The sequence below is a fragment of the Moritella sp. Urea-trap-13 genome (genome assembly GCF_002836355.1).
In the GTDB taxonomy this organism is placed as follows: domain Bacteria; phylum Pseudomonadota; class Gammaproteobacteria; order Enterobacterales; family Moritellaceae; genus Moritella.
Genome location: NZ_PJCA01000037.1, coordinates 14,866 through 32,593, shown reverse-complemented (window position 1 = coordinate 32,593; position 17,728 = coordinate 14,866). Strand labels below are relative to the sequence as shown.

Annotated in this window: 13 protein-coding genes and 8 tRNA genes; 20 read left to right on the top strand and 1 reads right to left on the bottom strand. The window is 41.5% G+C overall.

The features are described 5' to 3' along the window. Positions 1-6: 6 nt before the first annotated feature. The 18 genes from ispH to CXF93_RS16985 all read left to right on the top strand — a co-directional run bounded on the left by ispH (position 7) and on the right by CXF93_RS16985 (position 13,777). Complete coding sequence (gene ispH, locus CXF93_RS17070) at positions 7-951, top strand: 4-hydroxy-3-methylbut-2-enyl diphosphate reductase (RefSeq protein ID WP_101063725.1); 945 nt, start codon at positions 7-9, stop codon at positions 949-951. 244 nt (positions 952-1,195) lie between these two features. Then, a complete protein-coding gene (locus tag CXF93_RS17065; protein ID WP_101063724.1) occupies positions 1,196-1,669 on the top strand; it encodes a prepilin-type N-terminal cleavage/methylation domain-containing protein in 474 nt (157 codons plus the stop codon). Then, positions 1,666-2,664, top strand: coding sequence for a PilW family protein (locus CXF93_RS17060; RefSeq protein ID WP_101063723.1), 999 nt, complete (start codon positions 1,666-1,668; stop codon positions 2,662-2,664). The genes CXF93_RS17065 and CXF93_RS17060 overlap by 4 nt, the downstream gene beginning before the upstream one ends. Then, positions 2,661-3,101, top strand: coding sequence for a hypothetical protein (locus tag CXF93_RS17055; RefSeq protein ID WP_101063722.1), 441 nt, complete (start codon positions 2,661-2,663; stop codon positions 3,099-3,101). Before CXF93_RS17060 ends, CXF93_RS17055 begins: the two co-directional genes overlap by 4 nt. A 10-nt stretch (positions 3,102-3,111) precedes the next feature. Continuing rightward, positions 3,112-7,014, top strand: coding sequence for a pilus assembly protein (locus CXF93_RS17050; protein ID WP_101063721.1), 3,903 nt, complete (start codon positions 3,112-3,114; stop codon positions 7,012-7,014). Next, on the top strand, positions 7,014-7,442 hold the full coding sequence (locus tag CXF93_RS17045; RefSeq protein ID WP_101063720.1) for a type IV pilin protein: 429 nt from the start codon (positions 7,014-7,016) through the stop codon (positions 7,440-7,442). The genes CXF93_RS17050 and CXF93_RS17045 overlap by 1 nt, the downstream gene beginning before the upstream one ends. 116 nt (positions 7,443-7,558) lie before the next feature. Further along, positions 7,559-7,897 (top strand): nitrogen regulatory protein P-II, encoded by a 339-nt coding sequence (gene glnB / locus CXF93_RS17040; RefSeq protein WP_101063719.1) that lies wholly within the window; start codon positions 7,559-7,561, stop codon positions 7,895-7,897. Between the two features lie 248 nt (positions 7,898-8,145). Then, positions 8,146-10,767: an alanine--tRNA ligase gene (gene alaS / locus CXF93_RS17035; RefSeq protein WP_101063718.1), complete on the top strand. Its 2,622-nt coding sequence runs from the start codon at positions 8,146-8,148 to the stop codon at positions 10,765-10,767. Between the two features lie 161 nt (positions 10,768-10,928). Further along, positions 10,929-12,152 (top strand): aspartate kinase, encoded by a 1,224-nt coding sequence (locus CXF93_RS17030; protein ID WP_101063717.1) that lies wholly within the window; start codon positions 10,929-10,931, stop codon positions 12,150-12,152. Positions 12,153-12,271: 119 nt separating this feature from the next. Beyond that, entirely contained in the window at positions 12,272-12,463 is a 192-nt protein-coding gene (gene csrA / locus CXF93_RS17025; RefSeq protein ID WP_006033372.1) for a carbon storage regulator CsrA, read from the top strand. A 203-nt stretch (positions 12,464-12,666) separates the two neighbouring features. Further along, positions 12,667-12,758: transfer RNA gene (locus CXF93_RS17020), tRNA-Ser, on the top strand. 85 nt (positions 12,759-12,843) lie between these two features. Continuing rightward, positions 12,844-12,920 (top strand) — tRNA-Arg (locus tag CXF93_RS17015). A 90-nt stretch (positions 12,921-13,010) separates the two neighbouring features. After that, positions 13,011-13,087 (top strand) — tRNA-Arg (locus CXF93_RS17010). 42 nt (positions 13,088-13,129) lie between these two features. Beyond that, positions 13,130-13,206, top strand: a tRNA-Arg gene (locus CXF93_RS17005). 69 nt (positions 13,207-13,275) lie between these two features. Next, positions 13,276-13,352 (top strand) — tRNA-Arg (locus tag CXF93_RS17000). An 80-nt stretch (positions 13,353-13,432) separates the two neighbouring features. After that, a tRNA-Arg gene (locus CXF93_RS16995) sits at positions 13,433-13,509 on the top strand. Between the two features lie 24 nt (positions 13,510-13,533). Then, positions 13,534-13,610: transfer RNA gene (locus CXF93_RS16990), tRNA-Arg, on the top strand. Positions 13,611-13,685: 75 nt separating this feature from the next. Beyond that, positions 13,686-13,777 (top strand) — tRNA-Ser (locus CXF93_RS16985). Positions 13,778-13,941: 164 nt separating this feature from the next. On the opposite strand, the gene CXF93_RS22145 is transcribed toward CXF93_RS16985, so the two are convergent. Beyond that, on the bottom strand, positions 13,942-14,109 hold the full coding sequence (locus tag CXF93_RS22145) for a hypothetical protein (protein ID WP_198551699.1): 168 nt from the start codon (positions 14,107-14,109) through the stop codon (positions 13,942-13,944). Between the two features lie 238 nt (positions 14,110-14,347). On the opposite strand from CXF93_RS22145, the gene CXF93_RS16980 reads away from it, so the two are divergent. Both CXF93_RS16980 and CXF93_RS16975 read left to right on the top strand, forming a co-directional pair. Beyond that, positions 14,348-14,767, top strand: a complete 420-nt coding sequence (locus CXF93_RS16980) for a YqaA family protein (RefSeq protein WP_101063716.1) — start codon at positions 14,348-14,350, stop codon at positions 14,765-14,767. Between the two features lie 51 nt (positions 14,768-14,818). After that, entirely contained in the window at positions 14,819-17,695 is a 2,877-nt protein-coding gene (locus CXF93_RS16975; RefSeq protein ID WP_101063715.1) for a pitrilysin family protein, read from the top strand. Positions 17,696-17,728: the final 33 nt, after the last annotated feature.

Sequence of the window (17,728 nt, the reverse complement as noted above, 5' to 3'; positions counted from 1 at the left end):
TTTATGATGGAAATTTTACTCGCTAATCCTCGAGGGTTCTGCGCTGGTGTTGACCGTGCAATTAGCATTGTTGAACGTGCGCTGGAATTATTTGAAACCCCTGTCTATGTACGCCATGAAGTTGTACATAACCGTTATGTGGTTGATAGCCTAAAAGAGAACGGTGCTGTTTTTGTCGAAGAACTTGATGAAGTGCCAGACGGTCGCGTGGTTATTTTTAGTGCCCACGGTGTATCAAAAGCCGTACAAGCGGAAGCTAAACGTCGTGATTTAAAAGTCTTTGATGCTACCTGCCCATTAGTAACAAAAGTGCATATGGAAGTAACACGTGCCAGTCGCCGTGGTATTGAATGTGTATTGATTGGTCATAAAGGCCACCCAGAAGTCGAAGGTACTATGGGTCAGTATGATAATGCTGACGGTGGTATGTATTTGGTCGAATCGATTGCTGATGTTGCCGCGCTCGAAGTTAAAGATGTAACGAATTTGACTTACAGTTCGCAAACTACCTTATCGGTTGATGATTGTGCTGAGATCATTGACGCATTACGTGAACGCTTCCCTGAGATCAATGGCCCACGTAAAGATGATATTTGTTATGCCACCCAGAATCGTCAAGACGCAGTCTCTAAACTGGCGAACATGGTTGATATTATGTATGTGGTTGGCTCGAAGAATTCATCGAACTCAAATCGTTTACGTGAAAAATCAGAGAACATCGGTGTTCCGTCTTACTTGATTGATAACGCTGATGATATTGATCCTGCACTATTAGCTGGTAAGTTGAAAGTTGGTGTGACTGCTGGCGCGTCGGCACCTAAGATATTAATTGATCAAGTTGTTGATAAACTACAAGAATATGGCGGTGAACTGGTGACTGAAGTTGAAGGTCGCGCAGAGAATACTATCTTTGAAGTACCTGCCGAGTTACGTATTAAGCAAGTAAACTAGATCTTTCGACCATTAAGCTCGTTTAGTCTTCGACTTGACGAGCTTTGCCCCTCAGATATCCCCAGATCCTATTCTAATGCCGTGCGTAACTTAGTTTATACATAATAATCTCTTGGTTTCTTTAGTATATTTAATTATCGACCAGATATAATCTTCGCCTTCATAGAATTAAGATTTATATTGTTTACATAAAACAAACGCTTGTGTAACATGTTTTGGTATAAATTATTAAAGTGAGTTAAGTATGCAATCTAGAAAGGATTCTGGATTCAGTCTCATTGAAGTGATGATCACATCATTGATATTTGCCGTTGGCCTACTTGGCATAGTGGCATTGCAAGGGATTGCGAAGAAATCATTAACAGATACAGATAAGCAAGTTCAAGCTTCTTTTCTGGCGCGCACTGCGTTGGAAGAATTACGCGCGGATACTTCTTGGATCAACCCCTCTTCAAGTTTTTCAGATACCCAAGACGAGATTATCACTGATATTCTCGCTAATGCAGTGCGTTCAGCTTCAATCAATAACATGGCATTATGCCGTAATATCACAGGCACAGGCTCAAAAATAGTCACCTTCGCAGTAAGTTGGCAGATTCAAAATACAGCAAACTCATCTGGAGTTGCTAATGGCGCAGCCTGCGGTATTAGAATCGATCCGGCAGTCAGTAACCGTCGGCAAGTGGTATTAACCAGCTTGATCTCGGAGGCGATATGACAATCAAACAAGCAGGTTTTAATTTAGTTGAACTCATGATAGCCCTCGTGGTTGGTATTGTGTTAATGACATCAATAACGACTATGTTTGTGGATACCAAGGTATCTGCAAACCGTTCTTCGACGATATCGAGTTTGCAGCAGCAGGCGCAATTAGCATTGCAGGTATTAGTGGATGATGTACGGAGTATTGGCAGTTGGGCTGAGTTTTCAGGAGAACTTTTGACTGACATTAAGACCCCTGAAACACTGACGTTGACCCCAGGTAGTTGTTCATTGTTTGTTAAGGCCACGAGCAGTACGACAGGCATATTTAGTTTACCTGAATGGGCTAATTGGGTTGAAATGGCGTCAGCTGGTACTTTTACCGAAGCCGATTGTATCAATGATGGTGATGATGCAGGCTACAGCATGGCTGCAAACAGTGATGTGCTGTCTTTAGCGCGTATACAGGGTAATACAGTCACTGTCGCTGGAATGAAGATAACTGATTATTATGTAGCTGTATCACCGCAACAAACTCAATTATTTAAAGCGTCTGCGCCCAACGGGGCAACGAATATCGATAATGCTGAATTCTATCCCTATTTACATCATACTTATTTTGTTGAAACCCATGCGACTGCAGGCCCGCGGTTAACGCGTTTTGCGCGTCAGGGCGATGAACTGACTAATGATTTGATCGTCGGTAATATTGAAGCGTTCCGCGTCGAATTCGGTGTGGATACAAGTACTCCTCACGATGGTAGCGCTGATATTTATTACCTCAGTACAGACCATGATTTCACTGCTGATATGTGGAGTAATAATCAATTAGTATCAGCACGTATCTACGTATTAGCCAGAGCAACCAGTCCTGACCTGACATTCAATAATGATGCAAATTATAATCTCAGGTTTACTCCTTTTACTCCCACGGCTAATGACAATTACAGGCGTTTCTTGCTCTCAACTACAGTCGTTATCCGTAATAACATAATGGCGGTGACACGATGAAAACCCAGCAAGGTATTACTCTTTTTATTGTCATTATTATTCTCGTTGTCGTGACGTCACTGGCTGCAGCGGTGATTACTGAAACACGGTTAGGGAAAAATGCGATTGGTTTAACGCAGGAGCGATTAGCCAATGAACAGGAGTTATTAGCGGGTGTCGAGCAGATCATTAATGATGCTGAACTGATCAATAACATAATGGCGATGACCGAAGAACAAGGTGTGAATATGAATGCTGGAGAGTTTAATACCAGCGCAAATATTCACTTACGTGGCGAGGCTTATTGTAAGCGCACTGCTAACGCGTCTAGTATTAATTTAATTAATTGTCGGTACGCAAGGATCGACTTTACTCAGGTAAACGCTCAACGTCGTGTGCAGGGAGGCAGTATGACCTCTGGGATAGAGCAACCATTTTTAGCTGCACAGAATAAATAAGGATAGGGCAATGAAAAGGATTTTCAAACAAGCCAGTGTCGCATTACTCGGATTAACAGTCTTTACTACAGGAGCCGATGAGGGTGAAATTTATGCGGTTAATCTGGAAGGGAAACCTCAGGTATTGATTATTCTCGATACATCAGCACATATGCGCGAAGAGGCTGATTATCCTTATCCTAAATACTATGATCCGCATATTGAGTATCCGCCGACACCAGATACAAATGCTGAGGATATTGTTTATCGGTGGTTCTATGGCGGTGAACAATTTTATTATAATAACAGCGCTACGGCCCAAGGACTTGAGCATAGTGAACTACGTAATATCGCCGCTAAAGCGGTTGATACTTTTACTGGTGGTACGGCATTAACGACTTCAGAACAAGAGACGTATGATGCTTTTGTTGCCACTATTCCGGCTCGAAATAGTAGTAATAAAATCGATTTTTCTAAAATGAATTGTTATTCAGCCGTTGAAGATTTTGAAGGTGATCTCGGGGCGTTTCAAGATTATGTCGCTCAATGGTTACCAGGTCCGGTGAAGTTATTAGATGGCGTAGTAGGGATACCTTATGAGTGGCGTACCATTGGCAGTAAAACGAGTATAGGTAGAAAATTTGTTGATTGTGACCAAGATATGGCCACGAATGAGAAACGTAACCCTGGTTATGAGCATAGCGGTTTAATTAAGCCTGAAGAGGTTGATGGGGAAGGTGAATCAGATGATGGCTCAGCTGATGGTTATGTCGAAAATCCAGACCGAGAAGGATTTCCATCTAGTGGTCCTGAATATTATTGGAACCCTTACAAAGATTCAGTGCAAGGGCGGTTTAATGGTAGTAGCAATAATAAAGCGTATTTATATTCGGATAACTTAGTTAAGTGGGCGGCATTAAAACCGAGTACTGGTGATAATATTAAATTATCGAATTTGCAGATAGCTAAAAAAGTGGTGTTAGACATGATGCTCGATACCACAGCGCTTAATACTGGCTTAGAAATTTTCAACCCGAATAATGCTATCACTAAACTGAATATTTTAGATAATAATGGTGGTCGGGTTATTTCTAAGATCAGCTCTTATGATCCTACGACCAATGATTATAAAAACAAAACAAGTCTGCTGAAAAGCCAAGTAGAAGATATCTTTACCACCAGTATGTCTAAATCCGCACTATGTGAAAGTTTGTACGAAGGTTATCGTTATCTTTATGGTGACAGTGTTTACTTTGGCGATGATGTACATAAAGCCGATCCCGCTAGAGATCTAACTGCAGAAAGCGGCGGTGTATATAACAGCCCAATGGATTGGGTTAATAGTTGTCAAACCGAAGCTTATATCATTATGGTGACAGCAGGTTACCATGACGTTAGCCCACGGGTTGGCGATATTGTACCTTGTGGTGGTATTTTTAATGATTTAATTCGTGTTGATGCTTTTGATCATGACAGTGATGCAAACTTGCTAATTGAACGGTTATCGGGGATGTCGGCACAGGATATCAAAGACAAATCGGTGCAGGTTAATCCTGCGGAGACCACTTGTGATAAAAATTTGTTGCCGGTACTGTCTGATTGGTTAGCTAACGCTGATATGAATAGCAGCACGAAGGATGTTAAAGAGCGGATCGTTACTTATACTGTTGGCATTGGCGAGTTGCCAGCCGGTAATCGTACGTTATTAGAAAAAACGGCGGAATACGGCGATGGTAAATTCTATAACGCCCTGAATGCCAATGAATTACGGAAAAAACTGGAGATGGCTTTTGCTGATATTATCGCTAGGCAAAAAGGCGTGGCAGCGGCTGTAGGCACCTCAATTAATAGCAGTAACTCAACCAAGAGTAATGAGTTTGTTTATTACACTATGTTTCAACCGAATCAGACCAGTAAATGGCAGGGGAATATCCGTAAGTTAAAAGTCAGTGATGATGGTCAGCTTAGTGCCTGGAGCCAATCTGCCAGCGCAGCCAGCTCTCTTACGTCGGTAACTTCTGCAGCGTTATCAACAAGTGATACAAGTTTTTTCAATGATAGTTTGTATTCAGCATGGAGTTCTGAAAAAGGGCTGAATGATGTTGAGTTAGGAGGTGTGGCTGAGGCGTTAAGAAACCGTAAGCTTGCCCGTAATATTTACATCACCAACGCCGATGACAGCGCTTTACTCCTTCTGACTAAAGACAATTTACTAAGGGCATTCGCAGTAGTAACTGATGCTGATCTTGCTAGTGCACTAGGTGTATCGGAAGATACCTTAACAGCAGCAATTGACTGGTTACAAGGCAAAGATGAAGCGGGCAATTTCCGTGATGATATCTTTGGCGACCCTATGCATGCGCAGCCGTTGGTAGTGGAATACCGAGATGATGAAACTAAAGGTATTGAAACCAAAGCGCGTATCTTTATCGGTACCAATGCCGGTTTCTTCCACGCCTTTAAAGACAACGGCCGCCAAGTGGAAGAAGAATGGGCATTTATTCCCAAAGAAAATCTAGCAACAGCGTTAAAGCTTAACTTACAGGTTACCAGAGCCGAAGAACGTATTTACGGTATTGATAGCAGTGCTGTTGATGCTGAATATCAGGGAGAAGACGATAACATCGAGCATATCATTACCTTTGGCTTACGGCGCGGTGGCAGTAAATATTTCTCGCTAAATGTGAATTTAGACCCACTGAAGGCGAATACCACTGAGCCGAAATTAAATTGGATTATTGATTCAGAAAAAACAGATTTCTCTGAACTTGCACAAACTTGGTCAACACCAGTTGTGAGTAAGGTATTCAGGGGAGATAGCAGCACCAATGATAAACCGGTATTAATATTTGGTGCTGGTTATGATGAGAAGAAAGATGATTGTGGTAGTAATAGTGCTGCAGTACCAGTTGAGCTTTGTGCTGATACTAGTGGACAGGCCGTTTATATTGTCGATGCAGATAGCGGCAGTTTAATAGCATCATTTGACACTGGTATTAGCGACAGTATTGCCAGTGAATTGGCGGTGATGGATAGCTACGGAGACGGTTATGCTGATCGTATCTATGCGGCTGATACCGGTGGAAATATTTATCGTGTGGATATGCCGAAAGTATTTGATGTTAAAACAAGCAAATTTACGATGGATACCAGTAAATGGCGTATATTCAAGTTGGCTAGTTTAGGTGGTACTGCTGCTGATGACAGACGTTTCTTTAGCGCGCCATCAATTGTTAGAGCACGAGAAGGTGTTAGCTCTTATGATGGTTTGTTAGTGGGCAGTGGTGATATCACCAGCCCTAATTCGAATATTATCGCGCAGAACTATTTCTTTAATATTAAAGATACCAATATTTACCCGCAAGTTTGGGGGAGTGCTAAGGGTGAACGTGAAGTACCTGCGACAATTGTGCTGAGTGACCTAGATAAAATAACCTATAGTAGTTCAACTGACAAAGATAAGTTGAAACCGAATCGTGACTCTGACGCCCTGTATGGCTGGCATTATACCCTTAATGAAGCAACGGTCATAAATGATAACGTAACAACTCTCGGTGGGGAAAAATCATTGGGTAACGCTGTGGTGATTAACGGTATTGTGCACTTTAATAGCTACTCACCCTTTGCCATTGACTATGTAATCAAAGACGGTCAATGTGTGGTGAATCAATCAGGTAATAGTCACTATTATCAGCTTAACTTGAATACTGGCGCTACAAAATATTACCAAAAACTACCTAATGTGATTGCCAAAGATCTTGCTGTGCACGCAGCCTCTAGTGGTAATGGATCGGTATTACGCTTGCTTGGTGCTGGTAAAGGCGATACCACGGATGGCAAAGGCAACCCAATAACACCAACGGGCACTATCGATACTGAAGTAACGCTGAGTCCACGCCCTATCTACCGTTACTTCAATGAGACGGTGCAATAATGACTAAGCAACAAACCGGTTTTACTCTAGTTGAGCTGATGATCGTGGTCGCAATTGTCGGTATTTTAACGGGTATTGGTTATCCTTCTTACAGTGCTTATATTATCGATAATAACCGTAATGATGCAAAAAAAATTTTGTATAAAGCACTGTTATTACAAGAACAATATTATGTAGATAATGGCCACTATGCGACGTCATTAGCCAGTGGCGCTGCAGATACGTTATCAGGCTGGAGTGATAACAGTGACTATTATACCTTTGCATTAGATCCGAGTAGCAGTACTAGCAGCTATACGGTCATCGCGACAGTCGCGGCGTCAAGTACTCAAGCCACAGATTCCGATTGTGCTTCATTCACCATAGATCATTTTGGTATGACAACCTCGCTGAATAGTGCTGATATCGTGACAGAAGATTGCTGGTAAAATGAAATAACATAATAAGTTTAGCTGTTTCATCGATTTAATTGCTCGTCTGATTGGCAATTGGGGTTTGCTTCGGTATGCTAATAACTATATTTAAGGGCTAACAGGGACTGAACATGAAAAAAATTGAAGCTATTATTAAACCGTTTAAACTCGATGATGTACGTGAAGCTCTTGCTGAGATCGGTATTACCGGTATGACAGTATCTGAAGTAAAAGGGTTTGGCCGTCAAAAAGGTCACACAGAACTTTACCGTGGCGCTGAGTACATGGTTGATTTCTTACCGAAAGTAAAACTCGATCTTATCGTTCAAGATGATGATGTTGACGCATGTATCGAGTCGATCGTGGAAACGGCGCACACAGGTAAAATCGGTGATGGTAAAATTTTCGTGACTGCTGTTGAACGTGTAGTCCGTATTCGTACCGGTGAAGAAAACGAAGACGCAATTTGATCACTATCAGCGAAATTAATCGCTAATATAGTCACTATTTCTAAAAGACACCGAGCATGTATGTTCGGTGTCTTTTTTTTAACTGCTCGGCGTTGATTATCGCGTTATAACCGTACATAAATAGTGCTTTAAGGCCTTCGCTGAATTAGCATTTTGACGCAGTTTGGGTATAATCACCTCATTAACAGATCCGTTTATATAATTTAATCTAAACAATCGCTCATAATTCAAGCACCCAGGACAATCCCATGACTATGTCTACAGCTGAGATCCGCAACGCGTTTCTTGATTATTTTGCCGAAAAAGGGCACAACAAAGGTACAAGTAGTTCACTTGTTCCTGCTAATGATCCAACTTTGTTATTTACAAATGCGGGCATGAACCAATTTAAAGATGTATTCCTTGGTGCAGAACAACGTTCATACACACGTGCGACTACGTCACAACGCTGTGTACGTGCTGGTGGTAAACACAATGACTTAGATAATGTAGGTTATACAGCGCGTCACCATACATTTTTTGAAATGTTAGGTAACTTCAGCTTCGGTGATTACTTTAAGCAAGATGCGATCTTATTTGCATGGGAATTCTTAACGGTTGTTCTGAAACTACCAAAAGAAAAATTACTGGTTACTGTTTACGAAAGCGATGATGAAGCATTTTCATTCTGGGCTGATAAAGTCGGCGTACCAGAAGACAAAATCATCCGCATTGGTGACAAATCACCAGAGAAGAAATTTGAATCAGACAACTTCTGGTCAATGGGTGATACGGGTCCATGTGGTCCATGTTCTGAAATCTTCTACGATCACGGCGAAGATATTTGGGGTGGTGTACCGGGCTCTCCAGAAGAAGATGGCGATCGTTTCATCGAGATCTGGAACTTAGTATTCATGCAGTTTAACCGTCAGTCTGACGGTACTATGCTGGAATTACCAAAACCATCAGTTGATACCGGTATGGGTCTTGAGCGTATTTCTGCAATTATGCAAAACGTGCATTCAAACTACGAAATCGATATCTTCCAAAGCTTAATCAAGCACGTTGCTGAGCTTATCGGTACGACAGATTTAGAAAACAAATCATTACGCGTAATTGCCGATCATATTCGTGCATGTAGCTTCCTGATCTCTGACGGTGTTATGCCATCAAATGAAGGTCGTGGTTATGTACTACGTCGTATTATTCGTCGTGCTGTACGTCACGGTAATAAATTAGGCGCTAAAGGCCCATTCTTCAACAAACTTGTTGCTAAAATGGTTGAGTTGATGGGCGATATTTCTGAAGATCTAGTAAAACAGCAAGCAATTGTTGAAAAAATCTTACTTATCGAAGAAGAACAATTTGGTAAAACGCTAGAACGTGGTCTGAACATTCTAGACAACGAACTGTCACAACTAGAAGGGACTGTTGTTCCTGGTGATGTGGTATTTAAACTGTATGACACTTACGGTTTCCCATCAGATTTAACGGCTGACATCGCGCGTGAACGTGAGTTAACGATTGATGAAGACGGCTTTAAAGTCGCGATGGAAGCGCAGCGTAATCGTGCTCGTCAAGGTTCAAACTTTGGCACAGATTACAACGACATGCTAAAAATTGATGCAAACACTGAATTCTTAGGTTATCAAACGCTGACATCTGATGCACAAATTGTAGCGTTAATCAGAGACAATGCTGAAGTTGAAATCTTAAATGACGGTCAAGCAGGCGCGATTGTTTTAAATAAAACGCCATTTTACGCAGAAGCGGGTGGCCAATCAGGTGACCAAGGTGTAATTAAACTGGGCGATGCTGTATTTACCGTAACCGATACTAAGAAAGCCGGTAACGCCGTTGTTCACTTTGGTACTGTTTCAGGTGTTATCGAAGTAAATAGCCAAGTTATTGCCGATGTTGATGTTAATCGCCGTAAAGCGATTGGCCTTAACCACTCTGTTACTCATCTCGCACACGCAGCACTACGTAAAGTTGTTGGTGAAAATGTCCAACAGAAAGGTTCACTAGTATTACCTGAACGTTTACGTTTCGATTTCTCACACTTTGAAGGCGTAACTGCAGCGCAACTGCTTGAAGTTGAACGTCTGGTGAATGCACAAATTCGAGCCAACCACGAAGTAGTGACTGAAGTGATGGACATTGACGCTGCGCGTGAAGCCGGTGCAATGGCATTATTTGGTGAGAAATACGATGACGAAGTACGCGTAGTACGCATGGGTGACTTCTCTATCGAATTATGTGGTGGTACGCATGTTAAACGTACCGGTGACATTGGTTTCTTCAAAATCCTATCTGAGAGCGGCATTGCAGCAGGCGTACGCCGTGTTGAAGCGGTAACTGGTGATTCTGCATTAGCGTATGTGCACGACCTTGTAGCTAAAATGCAAGAAACTGCAGGTTTAGTGAAAGCGGATCCAAATACATTGGCGGCGAAAGTTGGCCAAGTATTAGAGCGTAATCGTAGCCTAGAAAAAGAAGTTGAAAAGTTAAACGTACAAGTAGCCAGTGCTGCTAATGCTAACTTGATCGACCAGGTACAAATGATTAATGGTGTTAAAGTACTTGTAGCGAACCTAAAAGGTGCGGATCCTAAGTCATTACGTAGCTCGATGGATGAACTGAAGAACAAACTGCAAAGCGGTATCATTGTGCTTGGTATTCCAGGTGAGGGTAAAGTTAACTTGATTACCGGTGTTACTAAAGATTTAATCGGTAAAGTGAAAGCGGGTGAGCTAGTAAGCTTCCTTGCTCTTCAAGTTGGCGGTAAAGGCGGTGGTCGTCCAGATATGGCTCAGGCTGGTGGTTCAAACCCTGAAGCGCTTGCAGCTGCTCTTGAGTCTGTGACGCCTTGGTTAACTGAAAAACTATAAGTCAGTACTATTAATTAGTTAACAATGATTAGCGAGTCGTTAGTTAGTCATGGTTGTTAGCTAAGTTTAAATAAACAGTGTAATGGCAACGAGTAGGCAGTCCTGCTCGTTGTTGTGAGCACAGGCGGTGATAATTTAAAGGTTATTAAAGGAAGTTAGTTGTGGCGTTGTATGTACAAAAATATGGGGGTACTTCAGTTGGTTCAATCGAACGAATTGAAGCTGTTGCCCAGCGAGTGAAAAAATCTCGTGCACAGGGAAATCAAATAGTTGTGGTCGTGTCGGCAATGTCTGGTGAAACTAACCGTTTGCTGGGTATGGCGAAAGCGCTCGATGAGCACGCAGATCGCAGAGAAATGGATGTATTAGTTTCAACGGGTGAACAAGTGACTATCGCATTGTTAACCATCGCCTTGCAAAAAGCAGGTGTCGATGCAATTTCAATGACTGGTGATCAAGTTCAAATGAAAACCGATAGCAGCCATGGTAAGGCGCGTATCAAAACCGTTGAAACGGACAACTTACAACGTTATCTAGATGAAGGTAAGGTCGTCGTAGTTGCTGGTTTCCAAGGCCGTGATGAAGATAATAATATCACGACATTGGGCCGTGGCGGCTCAGACACCACCGCAGTAGCAATTGCTGCTGTATTGAAAGCTGATGAATGTCAGATTTATACTGACGTTAATGGCGTCTATACTACCGACCCTCGGGTTGAACCGCGCGCACGGAAATTGGATTGCATCACTTTTGAAGAGATGCTTGAAATGGCGAGCTTAGGTGCCAAAGTATTACAAATTCGTTCAGTCGAGTTTGCAGGGAAATACAATGTACCTTTACGTGTACTATCTTCATTTGAAGATGGTGAAGGGACCTTGATTACTTACGAGGACGTAAAAAAAATGGAATCAGCAATCATATCTGGCATTGCGTTTAATCGCGATGAAGCAAGTTTAACTATATCAGGAATTCCTGATGAACCTTTAGTCGCAGCAAGTATTTTAACGCCAATTGGCGATGCCGATATTGATGTCGATGTTATCGTCCAAAATCCACATGGTAAAGACGGCCTCGTTGATTTTACTTTCACTGTCCATCGCGATGATTATCACGCTGCGAAAGTGTTATTGGAAAAGACTTGTGAAGAATTATGTGGAAAAGATGTGCAAGGTAACGATCGTATTGCTAAAATTTCAATTGTAGGTGTCGGTATGTGGAATCATCCCGGCGTCGCTAAAACAATGTTTGAAGTGTTAGGGAACGAAGGGATCAACATGCAGTTAATTTCGACTTCTGAAATTAAGATATCTGTAATAGTTGACGAAAAATATTTAGAACTTGGTGTACGTGCATTGCACGCTGCATTCAACTTGGATGTCGCTTAAACTGAGTGAATAAACAACAAATTAAGGCTTATTTATTCTTTTCTTGTTTTATATTGAAGCTTTTAATAGAATAATAAGCGGCTATCAAAAATTTAATGAATTAGTTAAGGAATATATTAATGCTAATATTGACGCGCCGAGTTGGCGAAACACTTATGATTGGTGATGAAGTTACAGTTACCGTTCTAGGTGTTAAAGGAAATCAAGTTCGTATCGGTGTTAATGCGCCTAAAGAAGTATCTGTTCATCGTGAAGAGATCTACATGCGAATTCAAGCAGAAAAAGGCGAAAGCCCTGAAGGCAACTTCTAAATTAGAATAATGAATATTATTGCAGATTGGGTTTAGCGACGGCTAAGCCCTTTTTTTTATCTGTTTTTTGACTGTTTTGGGGTTTTCATCTCATTTTTGCTGCAATAGTAGTATTGTTGTTTGAAACTTAAACAGTTATTAAGGCGCCGATAATTAACGTTTGACTTATTTTCCAGTATCCGTATTATGAGCGCCAACAACACGGAGAGGTGGCCGAGTGGCCGAAGGCGCTCCCCTGCTAAGGGAGTATGGGCTTTAAATCCCATCGAGGGTTCGAATCCCTCCCTCTCCGCCATTGTTGTCCTGCTCCTATCACATATTGGAAAATGTGTTATAGTGTTTGGGTCGGCTTTTTGGACGTTGTAAGAAATAATTGTTATGCGGATGTAGCTCAGCTGGATAGAGTACCTGGCTACGAACCAGGCGGTCGGAGGTTCGAATCCTCCCATCCGCACCATTATTTCGATTAGAATTAATTCTAAGTAATTAGTAGAAGTTGAAAATACTTAATCTAGTTATAAAAAATTATAGGTTAGACCAAATATGTGCGGATGTAGCTCAGCTGGATAGAGTACCTGGCTACGAACCAGGCGGTCGGAGGTTCGAATCCTCCCATCCGCACCATTGGTTTTAATTGAAGAATAAGTAAGACAGAATAAATTATGTGCGGACGTAGCTCAGCTGGATAGAGTACCTGGCTACGAACCAGGCGGTCGAAGGTTCGACTCCTTCCGTCCGCACCATTTATTCAAATCACCTAGAGATTTCAAACTAGACGTTGTAGAACGATAAACTAATAGAACAAATTATGTGCGGATGTAGCTCAGCTGGATAGAGTACCTGGCTACGAACCAGGCGGTCGGAGGTTCGAATCCTCCCATCCGCACCATTTGTTCAAACCACAATTTGATTTTTATGGTTTAATTCGTTAAACGGTAAAATAAAACAAGTTCTTAAAATAGAATATGTGCGGATGTAGCTCAGCTGGATAGAGTACCTGGCTACGAACCAGGCGGTCGGAGGTTCGAATCCTCCCATCCGCACCATCTATTTTAAATATAGTTTTTTGTGCGGACGTAGCTCAGCTGGATAGAGTACTTGGCTACGAACCAGGCGGTCGAAGGTTCGAATCCTTCCGTCCGCACCATTTATTATATTATTACGAATTTTCCAATGTAAGTCTTTACATTGTCGAGGTTATTCGTAATAATAGGGTTTGTGTGGAGAGGTGGCCGAGTGGCCGAAGGCGCTCCCCTGCTAAGGGAGTATGGGCTTTAAATCCCATCGAGAGTTCGAATCTCTCCCTCTCCGCCATTAATTAAAGAAACCGCTTAATAGCGGTTTTTTTATGCCTGAAATTTAGTGAACCCTAATCTTCTATCACCTAAGCTATTTTCTTATGCCATCTTATTCTATTCTCTATTCTCTATTCTCTAGCATCTGCACTGCTTTACAGCGCCTGTGTAGTATCAATTACACTAACTCGTCAGATACATCATCAAGCTTAAAAAAGCGATGGTCACGCTGGTGCCACAGATAATGTAAATAAAACCTTTCTTACCTTGCTGTATTGTCCAGTTGTTGTATTGCAAAAAGCCAAACCACAAGATGCTAAGTATCAAAGGTAATAAAAAAAATTTAAACATAAACTCCCCAACGTAGCGATTAATCACTATTTATTGAATTATATAGTGGCTAAACTGTCCTACCACTTTAATTATACTCTGCATATTTATCATTTTGATAAATATGCTAATGTGTCGATAAGTACATTAAGCAATAATATTAGCATGCCTAACTTTGATTATACGTCTAACTTCAATATATAGTGTGACTTAATTCTCTTGCTAGACATACTGTGAGTAAATGAAATTAGAGGGTTAAATGGGTCTTTGGTTATTATTTTTAAGTAGTTTTACGTCTGCGACCATTTTACCTGGTAGTTCGGAAATATTATTAACCGCGATGCTGCTTGAAGGAGTGTGGTCACACTGGCAACTTTTCATCATGGCCACCAGTGGTAATGTATTAGGGTCTATCCTTACTTTCTACATGGGGTATTTCATCTATGCGAAGAAACCCATCGATTTTTCAGCTAATAAGCATTACCGCCGCGTACATGATGTGATCCAACGGTGGGGGTGGAGTAGCTTGTTATTGAGTTGGTTGCCTATTTTTGGTGATGTTTTTTGTTTATTAGCTGGTTGGTTACGTTTAAATCCGGTGCTTTCTTTTATCGCTATCATGCTTGGTAAATCAATGCGTTATGCAGTTTTAATCTGGTTTATGAGTTCAGTTGGCTGATGATTTTTATATTTAACTTTCATGTTTAAGAGCATGGACAAGGAATTTTTGATGCGTTTTAATGCTTTTTATAGTGCGGTAGTACTAGGCTCTTCAATGATATTACTGGGAGGCTGCTCATTATTAGATAAAAACAATGATGTTGTGGCATTGCCTGCAGGAATGACCCTAGTTGATAAACAACTGAAAGCCCCTGATAGCTTGTTAATCCCTTATGAAAAATATCAGTTAAGCAACGGCCTTACGGTGATCTTACATGAAGACGATTCCGATCCCTTGACCTATGTTGATATGACTTACCATGTTGGCTCTGCACGTGAAGAGCTGGGTAAATCAGGTTTCGCGCATTTCTTTGAACATATGATGTTCCAAGGCAGTAAACATGTCGGTGATCAGCAGCATTTTAAAATTGTGAATGAAGCTGGCGGATCAATGAATGGTAGTACCAATCAAGATAGAACCAACTATTATCAAACCGTACCGGCTAATCAATTAGAGAAAATGCTGTGGCTAGAAGCCGATCGCATGGGTTTTTTATTAGATGCAGTCGATCAGCGTAAGTTTGAGATCCAACGTGCGACGGTCAAAAATGAACGTTCACAGCGTGTCGACAACCGTCCTTATGGCTTACTTGGTGAACGTATTGGTGAAGCTTTATATCCACGAGACCATCCTTATTCTTGGCAGCCTATTGGTTATGTTGAAGATTTAGACCGTGTTGATGTAAATGATTTAAAACAGTTTTTCTTACGCTGGTATGGACCAAACAACGCAACATTAACGATTGCTGGTAAATTTGATAAAGCCGATACGTTAGCTTGGGTGAATCAGTATTTTGCTACTATCCCTAAAGGTCCTGAAGTAAAAGACGTCGAGCCTGCACCTGTGAGTCTGGATAAAGATCGTTATATTACCTTAGAAGACAATGTGCCTCAGCCAATGCTGTATATCAGCTATCCAACAGTGTACATGGGCCATAAAGACGAAGCGCCATTGGATTTGTTTGCCTATGCCTTGGGTGGTGGTAAGAACTCAGTGCTGTATAAAGATCTGGTAGAGACGGGTTATGCCACCAATGTTGCGGCTTATCATAGTTGCAGTGAACTCAGTTGTACCTTTGATATCTACACTCAACCGAATCCACAAAAAGGTATGGAGCTTGCTCCGCTACTGGATAAAATAAATGCGTCGATTAAAAAATTAGCAGCACAAGGTATCGCGGATTCTGAAGTGACACGTTTGCGCTCGATTATTGAAAGTTCAACGGTATTTGGTATGCAGAGCGTCGCAGGCAAAGCCAAAGAGCTGGCATTAGGGGAAACTTTAATGAATGATCCTAATTATATAACTAAAGGATTGTCTGTCTTTAATAATATTAGTGCAGAAGAAGGCATCGCGAGTTATACAAAGTACCTCGAAAACAAGCCTAAAGTGATCATGAGTGTGGTACCAAAAGGGAAATTACAATATATAGCCCACCAACCGACATTCAGCCCAGCACCACGTGGTATTGATAAACTCGATACGCCGCCAGCTAAAACACTTGCTGTGCGTACAACGCAAGACAGCTTTGATCGTTCAGTAATGCCAAGCGCGGGCAGTAACCCACAGCAAACATTACCGACATTGTGGCGCCAGTCATTAGCCAATGATATTCAAGTATTGGGTACTGTGTATGATGAAACGCCGACGGTCAGTATTCAAATTAATTTGAAAGGTGGGCGACGTGTTGAAAGTCTTAATAATCAAGGTGTAGCGAATTTAACTGCAGCGATGATGAATCAATCGACAACGCTACATAGTTCGGCACAACTCAATGATCAGCTACAATCATTAGGCAGTAGCATTCATTTCTCTGCGGGCCTATATGGGACTAGCATCAGTGTAAATAGCTTATCTAAAAACTTACCCGCAACACTGGCTATATTAGAAGAAAAATTATTTAAACCCGGTTTCGTTGATGCTGATTTCACTCGTATTAAAGCCCAATCAAGACAGGCTTCATTACAAAATCAACAACGTGTTGGTTGGTTGGGGCAATTAGCCACGCAACGTATTTTATATGGTGAAGACCGCGTCACTGGCAACCCCTCTTCTGGTACCTTAAAAAACCAAGCGAGCTTAACTGCTGACGATGTGCTTGGTTATTATCAGCAGTATTACAATGTGGCCGAAGCTAAAATTGTGGTGGTAGGGGATGTCAGTGAAGCGGCGATAACGAAATCGTTAGGTTTCTTACAACAAGGTGCGCGTTTACCAGCGGTGACTTATCCTACCCTGGCAAAAGCCCCATTATGGCAACCAAATACCTTATATATCGTCGATAAACCCGATGCGGTTCAATCTGTGGTTAAAGTGGTCTCGCCCGCAATCCCTTATGATGTGACGGGTGATTTCTTTAAAGCCAATCTGATGAACTTTAATTTAGGCGGTAACTTTAACAGCCGTTTAAATCAGAACTTGCGTGAAAACAAGGGTTATACCTATGGCGCGACTACAGGATTTTATGCGGATCGTGAATACGGCTACTTCTCTGCCTCTGCGGATGTGCGTGCTGAAGTCACTGGCGATGCAATAAAAGAAACATTAACAGAATTAAAAGGTTATGTTAAAGGTGGTATTACTGATTCTGAATTGGACTACATGAAGAGTGCGGTATCACAGCAAGAAGCACTGTCTTATGAAACACCAGCACAGAAGTCTAATTTCTTAATGCAGTTGCTGTTATTAGATTTATCACCTGACTTTGTCGATCAGCAAGCTAAAATTATCCAAGCGATGAATAAGTCTGAAATTCAAGCATTGGCAAAGACTTACTTATCGAGCGATCAATTTTCTGTTATTGTGGTGGGTGATCGTCATTTGATTGAAAAACAGGTACAGGATTTTGGCTTAGATATTCAAGTCTTTAACCTGTTAGATAAATAATAGACTTAAAATTAACTTTGAAGGTTGGCACAT